We start from the raw sequence: 16,495 nt of genomic DNA on the forward strand, positions 1-16,495 counted from the left end.
AAATGCTCAAAGTCCATTTCTCCTAAACCTAATTAATCTCTTTCAGCATACAAGATCTCTCTATAAAATAGTGGATAGGATTCTACTTTTCATAGCATAATAAATCAATGACTATATTCTAGCATAAATTTTCTGACAATGCAATATAAAAGTTTAAAATTTTAGAATAAATATAGCAAATAATTGATATATATACAATTGGTAAAAAGATAACTTGACTTTTATTAATTATCTTATATAATAATTAAGTTAATCATCTTATTATTTATATTGTCAATAAATTTGTTGCTTACAGCTATTTATGATATAATGAGGTGTATTACATAGGAGGTATTATGTTTAAATTTTTTAAGAAAAATAAACCCGAAGAAATAAAAACAGAATTAAAAAAAACACCTACGCATGTTGCCATTATTATGGATGGCAATGGACGTTGGGCAAAAAAAAGAAATATGCCGCGTATAAAGGGGCACTATGAAGGAATGCAAACAGTAAAAAAAATAACTAAATTTGCATCAAAACTGGGAATTAAATATTTAACACTATATGCTTTTTCTACTGAAAACTGGGCAAGACCTAAGGAAGAAGTTAGCTATTTAATGGATTTACCTGAAAAAATGTTCAGTAGCTTTATGCCTGAATTAATGGAAAATAATGTAAAAGTAGAAGTTATAGGTGTAATTGAAAAATTACCAGAAAATACTAGAAAAGCTGTTAATGACGCTATCGAGCAAACAAAAAATAATACAGGATTAAAATTAATTTTTGCATTAAACTATGGTTCAAAAGACGAAATAATTAGTGCTGTAAAAACAATTGCTAGTGATGTAAAATCTGACAAATATAGTATAGAAGATATTACAGAAGAAACATTAAGTAGAAATCTTTTTACTGCAAATACACCAGATCCTGATTTATTAATTAGAACATCAGGAGAACAAAGAATTTCAAACTTTTTATTATGGCAAATAGCTTATAGTGAATTTATTTTTACAAAAGTAGCTTGGCCAGATTTTACTGAAGAAGAGTTTTATAATTCGTTATTAGAATACCAAAATAGAGATAGAAGGTATGGTGGTTTAAATGAAGACTAGAGTAATAACTGCAATTGCGGCTTTAATTGTATTTTTACCACTACTATTTTTAGGTGGAGATTATTTTAAATATACTACGTTTGCTTTAGGTGTTATGGCAATGTATGAAATAGTTAGAATGACATTTAAAGAAACTAATATTGTTATCTTAGGATTATCTTCTCTAGCAGGAGCAGTATTATATTTACATAATGAAATTTTAAGTTTATCACAGTATAGTATAGTATATATAATTATTATTGGTATGTTAGGATCAGTTGTAGGGACTGGACATAGAATTAAATTAGTAGAAATAGGATCGATTATATTTGTTACAGCATATATATTTGTTGGATTTTATTCTCTATATATGTTGAGAAGTTTAAGTCTATTCCATGTTGGATATTTATTGCTTACTATTTGGTTTACAGATAGTTTTGCGTATATTGGGGGAATGAAGTTTGGTAAAAATAAACTTTCTCCACATATAAGTCCTAACAAATCAATTGAAGGATCAGTTATAGGAAGCTTATCATCAGTATTGATTGCTGTTGTATTTTATTTTACAACTAATATTTTTTCTAATTTAATATTAGCAATTGTTATTACTTTAGTGATTAGTGTAATTGGTCAATTTGGAGATTTAATAGAATCTGCATATAAACGTGAATATGGAGTTAAGGATAGTAGTAATTTACTACCGGGTCATGGGGGAATTTTTGATAGATTTGATTCAGTAATTCTTTCTGCTCCATGTTTAGTACTATTATTAAACTTAGTAGCGACGTTATAGAGAGGAGTATTAGATGCAAGGTATAATAGCATTTATATTAATATTTTTTGTAGTAGTAACTATACATGAATTTGGTCATTTTATAGTGGCGAAAAAATCTGGGATTTTATGTCAGGAATTTGCTATAGGAATGGGGCCAAAGATATTTCATAAAAAAATTGGGGAAACAAATTTTACTATTAGATTACTTCCACTAGGTGGATATGTAAAAATGCCTGATAATGTATTTGATTTTAATAATGATGTTTCAATGTATGACTTAAAAAAAGGAATGAATATCAGATTGAAATTGGATAGCAATGATAAAGTTGAAAAAATTATTTTAGATGAATCGAATGATATGGAACTTTTGCCAATTCACCTAGAAGATTTTGATTTAACAGAAAAATTGTTTATTAGAGGATTTGTTGGAGATGAATCAGAGTATTTTGAAGTAAGAAAAGATGCTTGTGTAGTATTTGGTGGTATGGAAGAACAAATTGCACCATTAGATAGAATGTTTTCTTCTCATTCTTGGGGTAAAAAATTCTGGACACTTTTTGCGGGACCACTGATGAACTTCTTTTTAGCAGCTGTAATTTTTATTGGATTAGCTTTTTATACAGGTGTGCCGGTCAATAATGATGATGCAAAATTAGGAGTTGTGGCTGATAATTCACCAGCACAAACAGCGGGACTAAGAGCTGGAGATACGATTACTGAGGTTAATGGTCAATCTGTTTCTACTTGGACAGGCTTTGTTGAAAAAATTAAAGAATCTAATGGTCAAGAATTAACTTTAAAAGTAAATAGAGATGGTTCTATACAAGAAGTTAAAGTAACACCAAAAGAAGAAGTTACAAAAAATAAAAAAGGTGAAGAAGTAAAAACTTATAAAGTAGGTATAGGAAAATACCAAGAAACTAAAAAAGGTTTTGTAGATTCTATAAAATATGGTTTACAAGAGACTTTACACTATGGTACCTTAATATTCACAGCTATAATTAATTTGTTTGTTTCATTATTTACTGGTGGCTTTAGCCTAAATCAATTAGGTGGACCAGTAGCTATATACGAAATGTCTAGTAGTGCAGCCAAAAGTGGATTAGTAACTACACTTCAATGGACTGGAATCTTAAGTGTAAACTTAGGTTTAATGAATTTAATTCCAATTCCAGTACTAGATGGTGGTAGAATAATTTTCGTTATATATGAAGCTATATTTAAGAAACCAATTAATAAAAAGGCTCAATATTATATGACGATAACATTTGGATTATTAATGGTAGCATTAATGTTAGCTGTTACTTGGAATGATATTCAAAGACTATTTGGAAAATAAGTAAGTTAAAATAAATAGAATCGAACAAATTATAATAGTTAACGATTAAAAAAATATGAGAGTATGCTTTTTAGATATACTCTCATGTTTTTTTATGTTGTTTACCATTACATTGGTCTAATATACCTTAAGTCTTGTTGAATATTTAATAGTTTGTGTAATTTAGAAGATTAGATTTAAATAATTACAACAGTATAGTAAATAAAAGTAATAGATTATGTTATAATAATAAAGAAATAATTAATTATTTTTTAATACTTAATAATTTACTGAATGTATAAAAATAATATCAAAAGGAATTTAGAATATGAAACATAAATTATTAAAAACAAAAAATTTAGCTGTGGTGTTTGGAACTTTTGCCCCAATGCATATAGGACACGTAGATCTTATAACAAGAGCTAAACGAGAAAATGATGCAGCTTTAGTAGTTGTTTCTGGTACAAATACTGAAGAAGACCGTGGGACACGTGTAGGACTTCATCTTAAAAGACGTTTTCGTTATGTGCGAGAAGTATTTCATGATGATGAATTAGTAGTTGTGGATAAACTTGATGAAGAAGGAATTATTTCAGAACAGAATGGTTTGGAAAATTGGTTTAAAATTTTACATGAACTTATTAAAGACAATACAGATTATCAATTTGAAAAGATTACATTTTATGTAGGAGAAGAAAAGGATCAAAAGCCGTTGCTTAGCTATTTTGAAAATGTATTTAATGATGAATATCTTTTAGGAAAAAGTGATACTGAGTTTTCTGATTCAATTATAAAAAAAGAAGTAGGTATTAAAATAATTGATAAAAGTATAATCCCAGTATCAAGTGCTGAAATTCTTAAAAAACCTTTAGCTCACTGGCGCTATATTACTAAACCTTTTCGACGTCATTTTACAAAAAAAGTGTTGGTAGTAGGTTCAGCTTCGGGAGGGAAGACAACACTTATAAAAGATTTAGGCCGAATTTTTAATGCGCCTGTATCATTAGAATATGCACGTTATTATCAGGGGGTACATAATGTTCGTGATGATGAATTAGACACTAATGATTATATTCGTCTTTTTGCTTATCAAAATCATCAAACTTCAAATATTATCGATAGTGGTAGTCATTCGGGTATTGTGTTTGTTGATACTAATGCTACTGTAACTATGGCTTATGTAGACTACTATCTTAAGGATGTTATTTCAGAGGAAGAATATCAAGCACTTAACTTATCTTATAAAGTTGCTGTTTCAAAAGAAAAATGGGATCTGATAGTTTTAATTCCACCAAAATCTGCATATGTCAATGATGGTTTTCGTGACATGAGTATGTCAAGCCAGGACATTCGAGATGATTTTACTAATCACCTTATTGAGTTACTAAAAAGAGATGGTTTTGAAGACAAACTTTTAATTCTTGATAGTGAACCAGATACATTTTTCATAGAAAACTATGAAAAAACAATTGAAGCTATTAAAACAAGACTTAATATTGATATATAAATTATGGATATGATTATTTTTTAAGTTTAATAGTATATGTGTTAAAAGTTAATATAGAGCTAATTTAAAAGTTAAAATTTGTGAAAAATGGTGGAATTTGATATAATGAAATGATGTTTTAAAGAAGTAGGTAAAGATAATGATAAAATTTGAGAATGTATTTTTTAAGTATTCTAATTCAACAAAAAATGTACTAGAAAATATAAATCTTAATATAAAGAAAGGTAGTTGGACTAGTATATTAGGAGAAAACGGAAGTGGAAAGTCCACATTAATGAAGTTATTATACGGACAACATAAGCCTACTGATGGAAAGATACTAATAAATGGTACTGAATATACTGAAGAAGTATATGATGAAATTAGAAATAGTATAGCAGTTGTCTTTCAAAATCCAGATAACCAATTTGTAGGAGCCACTGTTGAAGAGGATATTGCTTTCGGTTTAGAAAATAGAAATATACCAAGTGAACTAATGGATAGTATTATTGAAAAATCATTAGAAGCGGTTGATATGCTTGAGTATAGGAAGTATGAACCCGTGTCTCTTTCTGGAGGTCAAAAACAACGTGTAGCAATAGCTTCAGCATTAGCTTTAAATCCTCGAATACTGATTTTAGATGAAGCTACTAGTATGCTTGATCCTAAGGCTAGAAAATCAATTTTGCAGTATATAAAAAAAATTAATAAAGAAAATGAGATAACAATTATCTCAATAACTCACGATGCTGAGGAAAGTATTTATTCTGATTATATAGAGATTATGAATAAAGGTAAAATTGTATTTACTGGAAACTATAATATGTTGTATGCTGAACCTGATATACTAGATAAGTTTAATTTAGAAACTCCATTTTTAGAAAGGGTAAAAAATGAATTAAATGACCAACTAGGTTCAAAAATTTTCAATATTACCGAAGATGAAGGGAGTGTAGTAGAAAAAATATGCAAATTAATCTAAATAATATAGACTACACTTACAATAAAGGGACAGTTTTTGAAAAAAGAGTTTTAAAAAATGTAACTTTGAAATTAAAAGAGCGAGCATATAACGTTATAGTAGGTAAAACAGGTAGTGGAAAATCTACGTTAATCGAGCATATTAATGGGTTACTAGTACCAAATAGTGGTGAAGTAATTGTAGACGATACTATAATTACTTTTCCAAAAAATAAAAGAGAAAAAAAAGAATTAGCAAAAAAACTAAGAGAAATTAGGAAAGATGTTGCTGTACTATTTCAATTTTCAGAACAACAGCTTTTTGAAACTACTGTTTTGAAAGATATTATGTTTGCACCATTAAATTATGGAGTAAATGAGAAGGAAGCTCGAAAGAATGCTATAGAGCTTGTGAAGTTAGTAGGGCTAAGCGAAGATTATCTTGAAAAATCACCTTTTGAACTTTCAGGTGGAGAAATGAGAAAAGTTGCTTTATGTGGAATATTGGCGCTAAATCCGAAAGTTTTAATTTTAGATGAACCAACTGTTGGATTGGATTATAAAAGTAGAGAAGATATTATGAACTTAATAAAAGAATTGCAACAGAAGAAAAATATGACAATTGTGCTAGTTACACACAATATGGATTATGTTTTGAAATATGCAGATAAGATATTTGTTTTAAATAAAGGGGAACTAGATTTTTCAGGGACAGCAGAAGAGTTATTTTCAAATAAGCAAATACTTGAAAAGAATTCTTTAGATCTACCAGAAGTATTAAAGTTCTATAAAGAACTAAAAAGTAAAGGGATAGTTATCCCATTTCCTCGATGTTATAAAGAAATGATAGAAAGTGTAAAACTTTTAATAGGAGATAGAAGTAAATGAATAATTCTTTAATAAGTAAATACATACCGCTAGATACAGTTATTCATAATCTTGATCCGAGAACAAAACTATTTTTTGTAATAGTATATTTAGTGGATATATTTATAGCTCATAGTATAGCCGAATTTTCATTATTGTTTTTAATCTTTATAACAGTTGCATTTTTGTCAAAAACGAGCTTTAATATGTTGTTATCAAGTGTAAAATCAATTATAGTTCTGATTGTATTTACTTCATTGGTACATATTTTCTTTAATAAATCAGGAAGTGTAGTATTAGACCTTTCTTTTATGAAAATATATAGTGGTGCTTTATTAGGAATTTTATTAATAACTGTAAGATTTATTCTTGTTGTTATGGTAATGGTAGTGTTTATGGCTACAACATCTCCAAGTCAAATAACTCATGCAATAGAGAAGAGTTTAGGGTTTCTTAAGGTAATAGGTGTTCCAATTTCTACTTTTGCATTAGTACTATCTATATCTTTAAGATTTATTCCAACTATAATAGAAGAAACAAACAGAATAATAAATGCACAGGTTTCGAGAGGTTCTGATTTTAATGAAGGAAGTTTAATGCAAAAAGTAAAGAAGTTCATTCCAATATTGATACCTTTATTTATAGCAACTCTAAAAAGAGCCGATGAGCTTGCTACTGCAATGGAAGTAAGAGGATATAGTACAACAATTAAAAGGAGTAAGTATAAGAAACTTAAATATGATAAATTTGACTATTTGAGTTATTTATTAATAATTGTAACTACAGTATTTATTATCTTAAAATAAATTTTATTAGATATGTTTACGTTAAATACAATAAAGGAGATTCTATGGATACAGAAATAATAAATATTTCTAAAAGTAAAAATAAAGCAGAAATATACAAAAAGTTACGACAGTATTATAAAAGTGATAAACTAGTAGCAATTCCTACAGAAACTGTTTATGGCTTAAGTGCTGATGCAACTAGTGATAAAGCAATATCAAAAATTTATGAGGCAAAAGGTAGACCTAGTGATAATCCCCTAATAGTCCATTTTTATGATGTTAAACAACTAGATAACATTGTTGACTATGCTGACGATAGAGTAGGAGTATTAATAGATAAGTTTTGGCCAGGACCTATGACATTAATATTAAATGCTATTGAAAACAATGGTATTTCGAAAAATGTTACTGCCGGACTTAATACGTTAGCTGTAAGAATGCCTTCTAACACTACTGCACGAGAAATATTAAAGGAAACAAAAGTTCTTTTAGCAGCACCAAGTGCAAACACAAGTGGTAAACCATCGCCAACCAAATATGAACATGTGTATCATGATTTAAATGGGCGAATTGATGTTATAATTGAAGATCAACAATCAGATATTGGCTTAGAGAGTACAGTAATTGATTGTACTAGAACCCCACTTATAATAGCTAGACCAGGAGATATTACTAAAGAAGATATAGAAAATGTCTTAGGAGAGGGTAGCGTAGTATATAATGACGAGATAATTAGCGAAAATCAGGCTCCGATAGCTCCTGGAATGAAATATAGACATTATTCACCAGAAGCAGAATTGATTTTATATAGACATTCTTTTAAAGACTTGCTAGAATTGTTAAAAACTAAGGGTAAAGAAACAGGGTTTATAACATATGATAATTATAAAAATAAACTAAAGGGATTAAACATATCCATAAAATATTTAGCAGATTCTGAGAAAAGTGTTGAACAATCTAATAAAAATTTATATAATATTCTAAGAGAGTTTGATGAAGAAAATATAAAAGAAATATATATATTACCAATAAAAGAAAATAAAGAAAATGTGGCTTTATTAAATAGATTAAATAAAGCTATAAGTAAAAAATAAAAATAGGAGATTAGCGATGAAAAAGTTATATGTAGTTATACCTTGTTATAATGAAGAAGAGGTATTAAATGAAACTGCAAAAAGATTAGAAGATAAAATGAATTCGATGATTGAAGAAGATTTAATTTCACCTGAAAGTCGAGTTGTTTTAGTAAATGATGGTTCTAAAGATAAAACGTGGGAAATTATTGAAGAACTTCATAAAAACAATCCATTATTTAGTGGAATAAACCTTAGTAGAAACCGTGGACACCAAAATGCATTGTTAGCTGGTTTAATGACGGTTAAAGATCATTGTGATGTTAGTATATCTATGGATGCTGACCTACAAGATGATATTAATGCAATGGATGAAATGATGAAAAAGTATTTAGCAGGATGTGACATAGTTTATGGTGTGAGATCTGCTCGTACTACTGATACATTCTTTAAACGATTTACTGCTGAAGCATTCTATCGTGTTATGGAAAAATTAGGTGCAAATACAGTATTTAACCATGCTGACTATAGATTGATGAGTAGACGTGCATTAAATGGATTAGCTGAATTTAAAGAAGTTAATCTATTCTTACGTGGTATAGTACCTATGATAGGATACCCAAATGATATAGTTACTTACGAAAGAGCAGAGCGATTTGCAGGAGAAAGTAAGTATCCATTATCAAAAATGTTAGCTTTCGCATTTGAAGGAATTACGTCACTTTCAGTTAAGTTAATAAGATTTATAACTGTAGGTGGGGCGCTTATGATTTTCATAGCAACACTAGTATTCTTCTATACTCTATATAGCTATTTTGCAGGATTTGCAAGACCAGGGTGGTCTAGTATGATGATATCTATGTGGTTTATCGGTGGAATGATTATGATTTCATTAGGTATTGTTGGAGAGTATGTAGGTAAAATTTATCTAGAAACAAAAGAACGTCCAAGATTTATCATTGAACAATTTTTAAATAAAGAAAAAAATGAGAAGGAATAATCTATGATTAAGGAAATAATGCAAAAATTACCTAACTTTTTTGTAAAAGTAATTGCTGTAATTTTCTTTATACTAATGGGATTAAATACTTTATTAGTATTAACAAAGACAGCTATATTTCCTAAAGATTATCAAGAAACACTATTTTATGAGAACGACAATGCTATACTAAATATTATTTTCCTAATAATATTTAGTATAGTTATCTTAATATTAGCTAGATATTTTAAAAAAATTATAAGTGTAAAGAGATTAGTTTTAATAGTAATGATTTATAGTTTTATAATTAGTATTCTATTTGCTATTTTACGTCGTGACTATGTGCAATTTGATCCTTTTAACGTAATTGATCAGGCTAATAATTTTATAAGAGGTAATTATAGTGGTCTTGAAAAAGGAAATAATTATTTATATATTTATTCACACCAAATAACAACAGTGTTTATCTTTCAAATAATACTATCGTTATTTGGACGAGCAACTTTCATATTATATATAATGCAGAGTTTCTCAATAAGCTTTATTATCTTTATGTTATATAAAATATCAAATATATTATTTGAGGATGAAGATACAAACTATCTAGTTGTGATATTAAGTGCTTTATGTTTTCCGCTAGTGTTTTATGTAGCTTTTGTGTACGGAATATTGCCTGGAATGTTTCTTACTCTAGTAGCATATTACTATTTCATAAAATATACAAAACAAAAAGAGTGGTATTTATTGGTAGTTAGTGCAATAAGTATTAACATTGCAATATTATTTATTGGAAATAATATGATACATATGATAGCTATCTTTGCAGCTGCAATAATATATTTTATTAGAAAAAAAGATAAAAAGATTTTAGCCTTTATATTGAGTTGTTTATTTTTAATGACTGCATCTAAAAGTATAATTTATAATTATTATGAAGCAACTAGTCAAAAAGAAATAGCACCGGGTGTACCAAAAATAACATGGATTGCTATGGGAATGCAAGAAGGTGATAGGGAAGCTGGCTGGTGGAATAGGTTTAACTATGATATTATGCCAGAAGAAGATTTTGATGCAGAACGTATCACAGAAATTTCTAAAGACTCAATAAAACAAAGACTTACAGTTTTTAGAAATAATCCAAGGTATGCTTTTGATTTTTATGAGAGAAAGTATGAAAATCAATTTATAGAGCCTTCTTTTCAGAGTCTATTAGTAACTGCTCCACAAAGAAACTTTGATAACGAGACAACATTAGAGAAAGTTAAAGACTTTTTTATAAAACAAATTTACTTCAATGAAACACATCATGTGTTGATGTTTATAATGAAAGTATTTCAAGTATTTGTTTATAGTTTTAGCTTTATTTTTGCGGTAAATATTTTTAGAAAAAAAGAGGAAGTTCTAACTATTATACCTGTTGCTTTTATTGGAGGAACGTTATTCCATATGATATGGGAAGCAAAAAGTAGATATGTATTCCCATACTTTGTGTTTTTAATACCAGTAGCAGCTTATGGATTAATTATTTTTAGAAATAAAATAATAGAATATAAAAAAACAAAAGAGGAAAAGAATGAAAAAAGTAATATGTAAAACTCTTGTAGCTATGGTTCTTGGATTAACAGTAGCACCAACTGTAGCAGCAAATGATATTTATGTACCTTTTAGTGAAAAGAATTTTTCTGAAATAGAGAATGGTGAGAAAATACAGTTTGATGATTTGAATTTAAAAGAAGCTTTACTAGAATACTACAAGTTTCATATTAATAAAAATTTTACAGGTAAAGAAATAACTGTAGATATGATGAAACAGTTTACTAGTTTATCTTTACCTTGGAAAAATATTTTTTCTCTAAAAGGATTAGAACATGCTACTAATGTGAAAAACTTAAATTTATCTAATAACTTTATTGAAGATTTAACACCATTAGAGAAATTAGAAAATATAGAGGATTTAGATTTAACTAATAATAAAATCAAAAATCCAGAAAGTTTAGGTAAACTTAAAAAATTAAGACAGTTAGTGTTGAGAAAGAATTTAATGAATAATTTAGACTTTTTAAACAACCTTAATGTTGAATCATTAGATATTTCTATGAATAGTGTATTAAAAGATTATTTACCTAATAATTTAAAATTGGATAATATAAGAAGTTTAAATATTTCTGGAATAGGTCTAGACAATATAACATTTTTACAGAATGCGAAAAAACTAGAAAGCCTAGTTGCTGAAGAAAATGCTATTAAAGATTTAAAACCTCTGGGGAATCTAAAAACTTTAAGAACACTGTATTTAGATAAAAATGATATTAGAGATATAGGACCTCTTAAAGATTTGGATAATTTAGAAGAATTGCTCCTGTATAAAAATAATATAGAAGATATTACACCATTAGATGGAAAAAGATATTTATATAGATTAATGTTAAATGATAATATAGCATTAAAAGATATTAATGTACTAAGAACAGTTCAACATCTATCAAGTTTAGATATTTCTAATACTGCAGTAAGTGATATTAGTCCATTAAATGATTTAAAATATATTTATTATGTTGCAGTCAAAAATACTAAAATAAGTGATTCAGACTTAAGTAAATTTGAAAAAACAAATATGGATGTTAAGAAAGAAAATGGTATAGATAAAAAACTAGAAATAATAACTACAGAAGCTTCTAAGTATTTTAGTTTGAAAAATTATATTTTTATGCTATTAATTTTGATATTTACTGTAACTGGAATTAGGGGTTATTGGAAAAAAAATAAATAGAAAATAATAAGACGAATGAATTTACCCTTGAAATTCATTCGTCTTTGTGCTAGAATTACATTAATGAAATAAAAAAAGTATACTTAGGATACGATATATATCTAACTTATTTAAGAGAGGGTATGGTGCTGAAAATATCTATAAGCGTTATATATTACTACCTAGTTATAAGTATAATATAGTTAGTGAGCTTTATTCACAAAGAGGAAGTAAATTACTTCGAATTTGGGTGGTACCACGAAATTATTCGTCCCTTCTTTAGCCTTTGCTAGAGGAGGGACTTTTTATTTTTTATAAGTTAGACTAAGTATACATAAAAAAGAAGGAGACCTTAATATGGCTAAATTAGTTTTTCCAGATGGAAATGTAAGAGAATATGATAATAAAACACCGTTAGAAATCGCTGAAAGTATCAGTGTAAGTCTTAAGAAAAAAGTTATTTCTGCAAAATTAGATGAGGACTATATCGAAGTAAATAAACCAATTACAAAAGACGGACATCTTAAACTTATAGTTGCTGACGATGAAGACCAAGACAGCTTATATGTACTTCGTCACTCTACAGCTCATTTACTAGCTCAAGCATTAAGAAGACTATATGGAAAAGATGTGCACTTTGGTGTAGGACCAGCTATAGATGGTGGATTCTACTATGACTTTGATTCTGAATATAAAGTTACTGAAGAAGACTTTAAAAATATTGAAAAAGAAATGAAAAAAATTGTTAGCGAAAATATTGCTATTGAAGGACGTGAGGTTAGTCGTTCAGAAGCATTAGAAATTTTCGCTGATGATCCATACAAAGTTGAGTTAATTAATGATTTACCTGAAGATGAAACTATTACTGTTTATACACAAGGTGATTTCACTGACCTTTGTCGTGGAGGACACGTAGCTTCAACTTCTAAAATTAAAGAGTTTAAATTATTATCAGTAGCTGGAGCATATTGGCGTGGTAATAGTGATAATAAAATGTTACAACGTATATATGGAACAGCTTATTTCACAAAAGAGCATTTACAACAACATTTACATAGATTACAAGAAGCTCGTGAACGTGATCACAGAAAATTAGGTAAAGAATTAGGTATTTTCACAACTAGCCAAAAAGTTGGTGCTGGACTTCCTTTATGGTTACCTAATGGTGCAACTATTCGTCGTACTATCGAAAGATATATAGTTGATAAAGAAGTAGAACTAGGGTATGACCACGTTTATACTCCAATAATGGGATCTAAAGATTTATATATCACTAGTGGGCACTGGGATCACTATCAAGAAGATATGTTCCCACCAATGGAAATGGATCATGAAACAATGGTTCTTCGTCCAATGAACTGTCCTCACCACATGATGGTTTATAAAAATGAACGTCACTCTTATCGTGAACTTCCAATACGTATCGCTGAACTTGGTATGATGCACCGTTATGAGGCTAGTGGAGCAGTAAGTGGTTTACAACGTGTTCGTGGAATGACTTTAAATGATGCACATATCTTTGTTAGACCAGATCAACTTAAAGACGAATTTAAACTAACTGTAGGACTAATTGAAGAAGCATATAAAGACTTAGGTATTAAAAACTTTAGTTACCGTTTATCATACAGAGATCCAGAAAATACTGAAAAATATTTTGATGATGACAACATGTGGAATAATGCTCAACAAATGTTAAAAGAAACTGCAGACGAATTAGGTCTTGATTATGTAGAAGCAGAAGGAGAAGCGGCATTTTATGGACCAAAACTTGATGTTCAAGTAGAAACTGCTATAGGGAAACAAGAAACTCTTTCTACTATTCAATTAGACTTCTTATTACCTGAAAGATTTGAACTAGAATATATTGGTGAAGATGGAAAAGCCCACCGTCCAGTAGTAATTCACCGTGGTATAGTGTCTACTATGGAAAGAATGGTTGCCTTCTTACTAGAAGAGTATAAAGGGGACCTACCAACATGGTTATCACCAAACCAAGTTCGTATAATTCCGGTAAATAACGATTATCACTATGATTATTCAAAAGAGATTATGCAAGAACTTAAAAAATCAGGTGTAAAAGTTGCTATTGATGATAGAGATGAAAAACTTGGATATAAAATCCGTGAAGCAGCTAACAAAAAAATTCCTTATACTTTAGTAATTGGTGATAAAGAAGTTGAAAACAAAGCGGTTAATGTTAGAACATTTGGTTCTCATGACCAAAAAGAAGAAAGTTTTGCTGAATTCAAAGAAAATATCTTAAAAGAAATAAATGAAAGATTAATCGAGAAAAATGCTTAAAAAATAATAGAGAAGGGGTGATAATCATCCCTTCTCGTAATAAGGAGAGATAAAATGTTAACACAATTAACAAAAAATGTAAAAAAAGGACAAGTAAGAGTAAAGATTAAAACTACTCATGGTGATATGAGTTTCAAACTATTTGAAAAAGATATTCCAAAAGCAGTAGAAAATTTCTTAACTCATGCAAAAAATGGTTACTATAATGGTGTTATTTTCCATCGTGTTATTAAAGATTTTATGATTCAAGGTGGAGATCCAACTGGAACAGGTATGGGAGGAGAATCAATTTGGGGACATAGTTTCGAAGATGAATTCTCAATGGATTATTTCCACTTCTATGGTGCATTAAGTATGGCTAATGCTGGACCAAGTACAAATGGAAGTCAATTCTTTATAGTTCAAAATTCACATTTAGATGCTAGAACTTTACAGGCACTTGAACAAGGTGGATGGCCAAAAGAGGCTGTTGAAGGTTATGCTAAACTAGGAGGGACACCTCACTTAGATCACCGCCATACAGTATTTGGACAATTAATTTCTGGTGCAAAAACATTAGATAAAATCGCAGCTGTGAAAACTGGTGCTCAAGATAAACCTCTTGAAGATGTAGTAATAACTGAAATAGTTGTAAAATAATATGCTTTAAAGCAAGACTATAGTAATAGTCTTGCTTTTTCAAATAATTGTATAGTTAATTTTTATCTTGAAAAAATAAAAAAAATTTTCAAAAAAACTTTAAATATGCTTATCATTGTGGTATAATTATGAAAGTTTGAATAAAAAAAGGAGAAGAGTAATGTCACAACAAACAAGAATAAAACCTGTCTTAGATGTTAACGAAAAACCTAGTTTGGCACTTTGGATAACACTAAGTTTGCAACACTTATTTGCGATGTTTGGAGCAACAGTATTAGTACCAATCTTAACTGGATTGCCAGCTAGTACAGCATTAACAACATCAGGAATAGGAACTTTAACGTATTTATTTATAACAAGAGGTAAGATTCCAGCTTATCTAGGATCTTCTTTTGCTTTTATTAATCCTATTATTGTATTATCTACTACTCATAGTGTTGAAACAGCTATGCTTGGTGCATTTTTAGCCAGCTTAGTATACGGGGTTGTAGCAATGTTTATTTATAAATTTGGAGTAAATTGGTTATTAAAACTTTTACCTCCAGTTGTAGTAGGACCTATTATTATAGTTATTGGGCTTGGAATAGCACCAACAGCTATAGATATGGCTATGAACAAAAAAGTTGGAGATGCTAAGGTATATGATTTAACATACTTTACAGTAGCACTAATAACACTAGCAGCTACAATTTTCTGCTGTGTTGCATTAAAAGGCTTTGCAAAACAAATTCCAGTATTATTAGGGATTATATTTGGGTATATCGTTGCTGTTATAGCTGGTTTAGTTAACTTCCAACCAGTTATTGATGCACCATGGTTTAGCTTACCTAAGTTTACAGTTCCATTCGTAACATATACACCTGAGTGGAATGTTGCAGCACTTGCAATGGTTCCTATAGCTATAGTTACAATAAATGAACATATAGGGCACCAAATGGTTCTATCAGAAGTAGTTGGTCGTAATTTCTTAAAAGATCCAGGATTACACCGTTCTATCTTAGCTGATGGTACAGCAATGATGTTCGCATCATTACTAGGTGGACCACCAAGTACAACTTATGGAGAAAACATTGGTGTACTAGCAATCACTCGTGTATTTTCAGTATTCGTATTAGGGGGGGCAGCAGTATTTGCACTTATCTTAAGTTTTGTTGGTAAGTTCTCTGCGTTAATCTCTACGATTCCATCACCAGTAATGGGTGGAGTTTCAATATTATTATTTGGTATAATAGCTTCTAGTGGATTAAGAATGTTAGTAGATGAAAAAGTAGATTTAAGTATTAATAGAAACTTAGTGATCTCATCAGTTATTATAGTTCTTGGAGTTGGCGGAGCAATGTTAAAATTTCAAAGTATTAACTTTGAACTTCCAGCGATGGCTCTTGCAGCTATCAGTGGTGTATTATTAAATGCATTCCTTCCAAAAGAAAAAAATAGTAAAAATTAGTAATATTTCTAAGAGGTAGTAAAACTTTTATTGACTACCT

The 16,495-nt window shown here is 29.0% G+C and carries 14 protein-coding genes; all 14 read left to right on the top strand.

Annotation, left to right across the window (positions count from 1 at the left end):
• Positions 1 to 335 precede the first annotated feature (335 nt).
• The 14 genes from T369_RS0104365 (at position 336) to T369_RS0104430 (ending at position 16,455) form a co-directional block, all read left to right on the top strand.
• Positions 336 to 1,094, top strand: a complete 759-nt coding sequence (locus tag T369_RS0104365; protein ID WP_035496381.1) for an undecaprenyl pyrophosphate synthase — start codon at positions 336 to 338, stop codon at positions 1,092 to 1,094.
• The gene (locus T369_RS0104370) at positions 1,084 to 1,866 is read left to right on the top strand and encodes a phosphatidate cytidylyltransferase (protein ID WP_031552240.1); all 783 of its coding nucleotides are present in this window, start codon (positions 1,084 to 1,086) and stop codon (positions 1,864 to 1,866) included. The genes T369_RS0104365 and T369_RS0104370 overlap by 11 nt, the downstream gene beginning before the upstream one ends.
• Before the next feature lie 13 nt (positions 1,867 to 1,879).
• Positions 1,880 to 3,187 carry an RIP metalloprotease RseP gene (gene rseP / locus T369_RS0104375; protein WP_031552242.1) on the top strand — a complete coding sequence of 436 codons (1,308 nt, stop codon included), beginning with the start codon at positions 1,880 to 1,882 and terminating at the stop codon, positions 3,185 to 3,187.
• Positions 3,188 to 3,494: 307 nt separating this feature from the next.
• Positions 3,495 to 4,673, top strand: a complete 1,179-nt coding sequence (locus tag T369_RS0104380; protein ID WP_035496383.1) for an AAA family ATPase — start codon at positions 3,495 to 3,497, stop codon at positions 4,671 to 4,673.
• A 139-nt stretch (positions 4,674 to 4,812) separates the two neighbouring features.
• Complete coding sequence (locus tag T369_RS0104385) at positions 4,813 to 5,634, top strand: energy-coupling factor transporter ATPase (RefSeq protein ID WP_031552246.1); 822 nt, start codon at positions 4,813 to 4,815, stop codon at positions 5,632 to 5,634.
• Positions 5,619 to 6,500, top strand: a complete 882-nt coding sequence (locus T369_RS0104390; protein WP_031552248.1) for an energy-coupling factor transporter ATPase — start codon at positions 5,619 to 5,621, stop codon at positions 6,498 to 6,500. The genes T369_RS0104385 and T369_RS0104390 overlap by 16 nt, the downstream gene beginning before the upstream one ends.
• Entirely contained in the window at positions 6,497 to 7,285 is a 789-nt protein-coding gene (locus T369_RS0104395; protein ID WP_031552251.1) for an energy-coupling factor transporter transmembrane component T family protein, read from the top strand. Before T369_RS0104390 ends, T369_RS0104395 begins: the two co-directional genes overlap by 4 nt.
• 44 nt (positions 7,286 to 7,329) lie before the next feature.
• The gene (locus T369_RS0104400; RefSeq protein WP_031552254.1) at positions 7,330 to 8,361 is read left to right on the top strand and encodes an L-threonylcarbamoyladenylate synthase; all 1,032 of its coding nucleotides are present in this window, start codon (positions 7,330 to 7,332) and stop codon (positions 8,359 to 8,361) included.
• Positions 8,362 to 8,377: 16 nt separating this feature from the next.
• On the top strand, positions 8,378 to 9,340 hold the full coding sequence (locus T369_RS0104405; protein ID WP_031552257.1) for a glycosyltransferase family 2 protein: 963 nt from the start codon (positions 8,378 to 8,380) through the stop codon (positions 9,338 to 9,340).
• Between the two features lie 3 nt (positions 9,341 to 9,343).
• Complete coding sequence (locus T369_RS0104410; RefSeq protein ID WP_031552260.1) at positions 9,344 to 10,912, top strand: membrane protein; 1,569 nt, start codon at positions 9,344 to 9,346, stop codon at positions 10,910 to 10,912.
• Positions 10,893 to 12,089, top strand: coding sequence for a leucine-rich repeat domain-containing protein (locus T369_RS0104415; RefSeq protein ID WP_031552263.1), 1,197 nt, complete (start codon positions 10,893 to 10,895; stop codon positions 12,087 to 12,089). The genes T369_RS0104410 and T369_RS0104415 overlap by 20 nt, the downstream gene beginning before the upstream one ends.
• A gap of 336 nt (positions 12,090 to 12,425) precedes the next feature.
• Positions 12,426 to 14,369: a threonine--tRNA ligase gene (gene thrS / locus T369_RS0104420; protein ID WP_031552266.1), complete on the top strand. Its 1,944-nt coding sequence runs from the start codon at positions 12,426 to 12,428 to the stop codon at positions 14,367 to 14,369.
• A gap of 54 nt (positions 14,370 to 14,423) precedes the next feature.
• Complete coding sequence (locus T369_RS0104425; protein ID WP_031552269.1) at positions 14,424 to 15,008, top strand: peptidylprolyl isomerase; 585 nt, start codon at positions 14,424 to 14,426, stop codon at positions 15,006 to 15,008.
• 160 nt (positions 15,009 to 15,168) lie between these two features.
• On the top strand, positions 15,169 to 16,455 hold the full coding sequence (locus tag T369_RS0104430) for a solute carrier family 23 protein (protein WP_006363435.1): 1,287 nt from the start codon (positions 15,169 to 15,171) through the stop codon (positions 16,453 to 16,455).
• Positions 16,456 to 16,495 lie beyond the last annotated feature (40 nt).

The sequence above is a fragment of the Gemella sanguinis ATCC 700632 genome (genome assembly GCF_000701685.1).
GTDB classification, from domain to species: domain Bacteria; phylum Bacillota; class Bacilli; order Staphylococcales; family Gemellaceae; genus Gemella; species Gemella sanguinis.

What these genes read in the sequence shown, in the direction of transcription:
- T369_RS0104365 (WP_035496381.1), top strand. Translation starts at nt 336, where the DNA reads ATGTTTAAATTTTTTAAGAAAAATAAACCCGAAGAAATAAAAACAGAA.
- T369_RS0104370 (WP_031552240.1), top strand. Translation starts at nt 1,084, where the DNA reads ATGAAGACTAGAGTAATAACTGCAATTGCGGCTTTAATTGTATTTTTA.
- rseP (WP_031552242.1), top strand. Translation starts at nt 1,880, where the DNA reads ATGCAAGGTATAATAGCATTTATATTAATATTTTTTGTAGTAGTAACT.
- T369_RS0104380 (WP_035496383.1), top strand. Translation starts at nt 3,495, where the DNA reads ATGAAACATAAATTATTAAAAACAAAAAATTTAGCTGTGGTGTTTGGA.
- T369_RS0104385 (WP_031552246.1), top strand. Translation starts at nt 4,813, where the DNA reads ATGATAAAATTTGAGAATGTATTTTTTAAGTATTCTAATTCAACAAAA.
- T369_RS0104390 (WP_031552248.1), top strand. Translation starts at nt 5,619, where the DNA reads ATGCAAATTAATCTAAATAATATAGACTACACTTACAATAAAGGGACA.
- T369_RS0104395 (WP_031552251.1), top strand. Translation starts at nt 6,497, where the DNA reads ATGAATAATTCTTTAATAAGTAAATACATACCGCTAGATACAGTTATT.
- T369_RS0104400 (WP_031552254.1), top strand. Translation starts at nt 7,330, where the DNA reads ATGGATACAGAAATAATAAATATTTCTAAAAGTAAAAATAAAGCAGAA.
- T369_RS0104405 (WP_031552257.1), top strand. Translation starts at nt 8,378, where the DNA reads ATGAAAAAGTTATATGTAGTTATACCTTGTTATAATGAAGAAGAGGTA.
- T369_RS0104410 (WP_031552260.1), top strand. Translation starts at nt 9,344, where the DNA reads ATGATTAAGGAAATAATGCAAAAATTACCTAACTTTTTTGTAAAAGTA.
- T369_RS0104415 (WP_031552263.1), top strand. Translation starts at nt 10,893, where the DNA reads ATGAAAAAAGTAATATGTAAAACTCTTGTAGCTATGGTTCTTGGATTA.
- thrS (WP_031552266.1), top strand. Translation starts at nt 12,426, where the DNA reads ATGGCTAAATTAGTTTTTCCAGATGGAAATGTAAGAGAATATGATAAT.
- T369_RS0104425 (WP_031552269.1), top strand. Translation starts at nt 14,424, where the DNA reads ATGTTAACACAATTAACAAAAAATGTAAAAAAAGGACAAGTAAGAGTA.
- T369_RS0104430 (WP_006363435.1), top strand. Translation starts at nt 15,169, where the DNA reads ATGTCACAACAAACAAGAATAAAACCTGTCTTAGATGTTAACGAAAAA.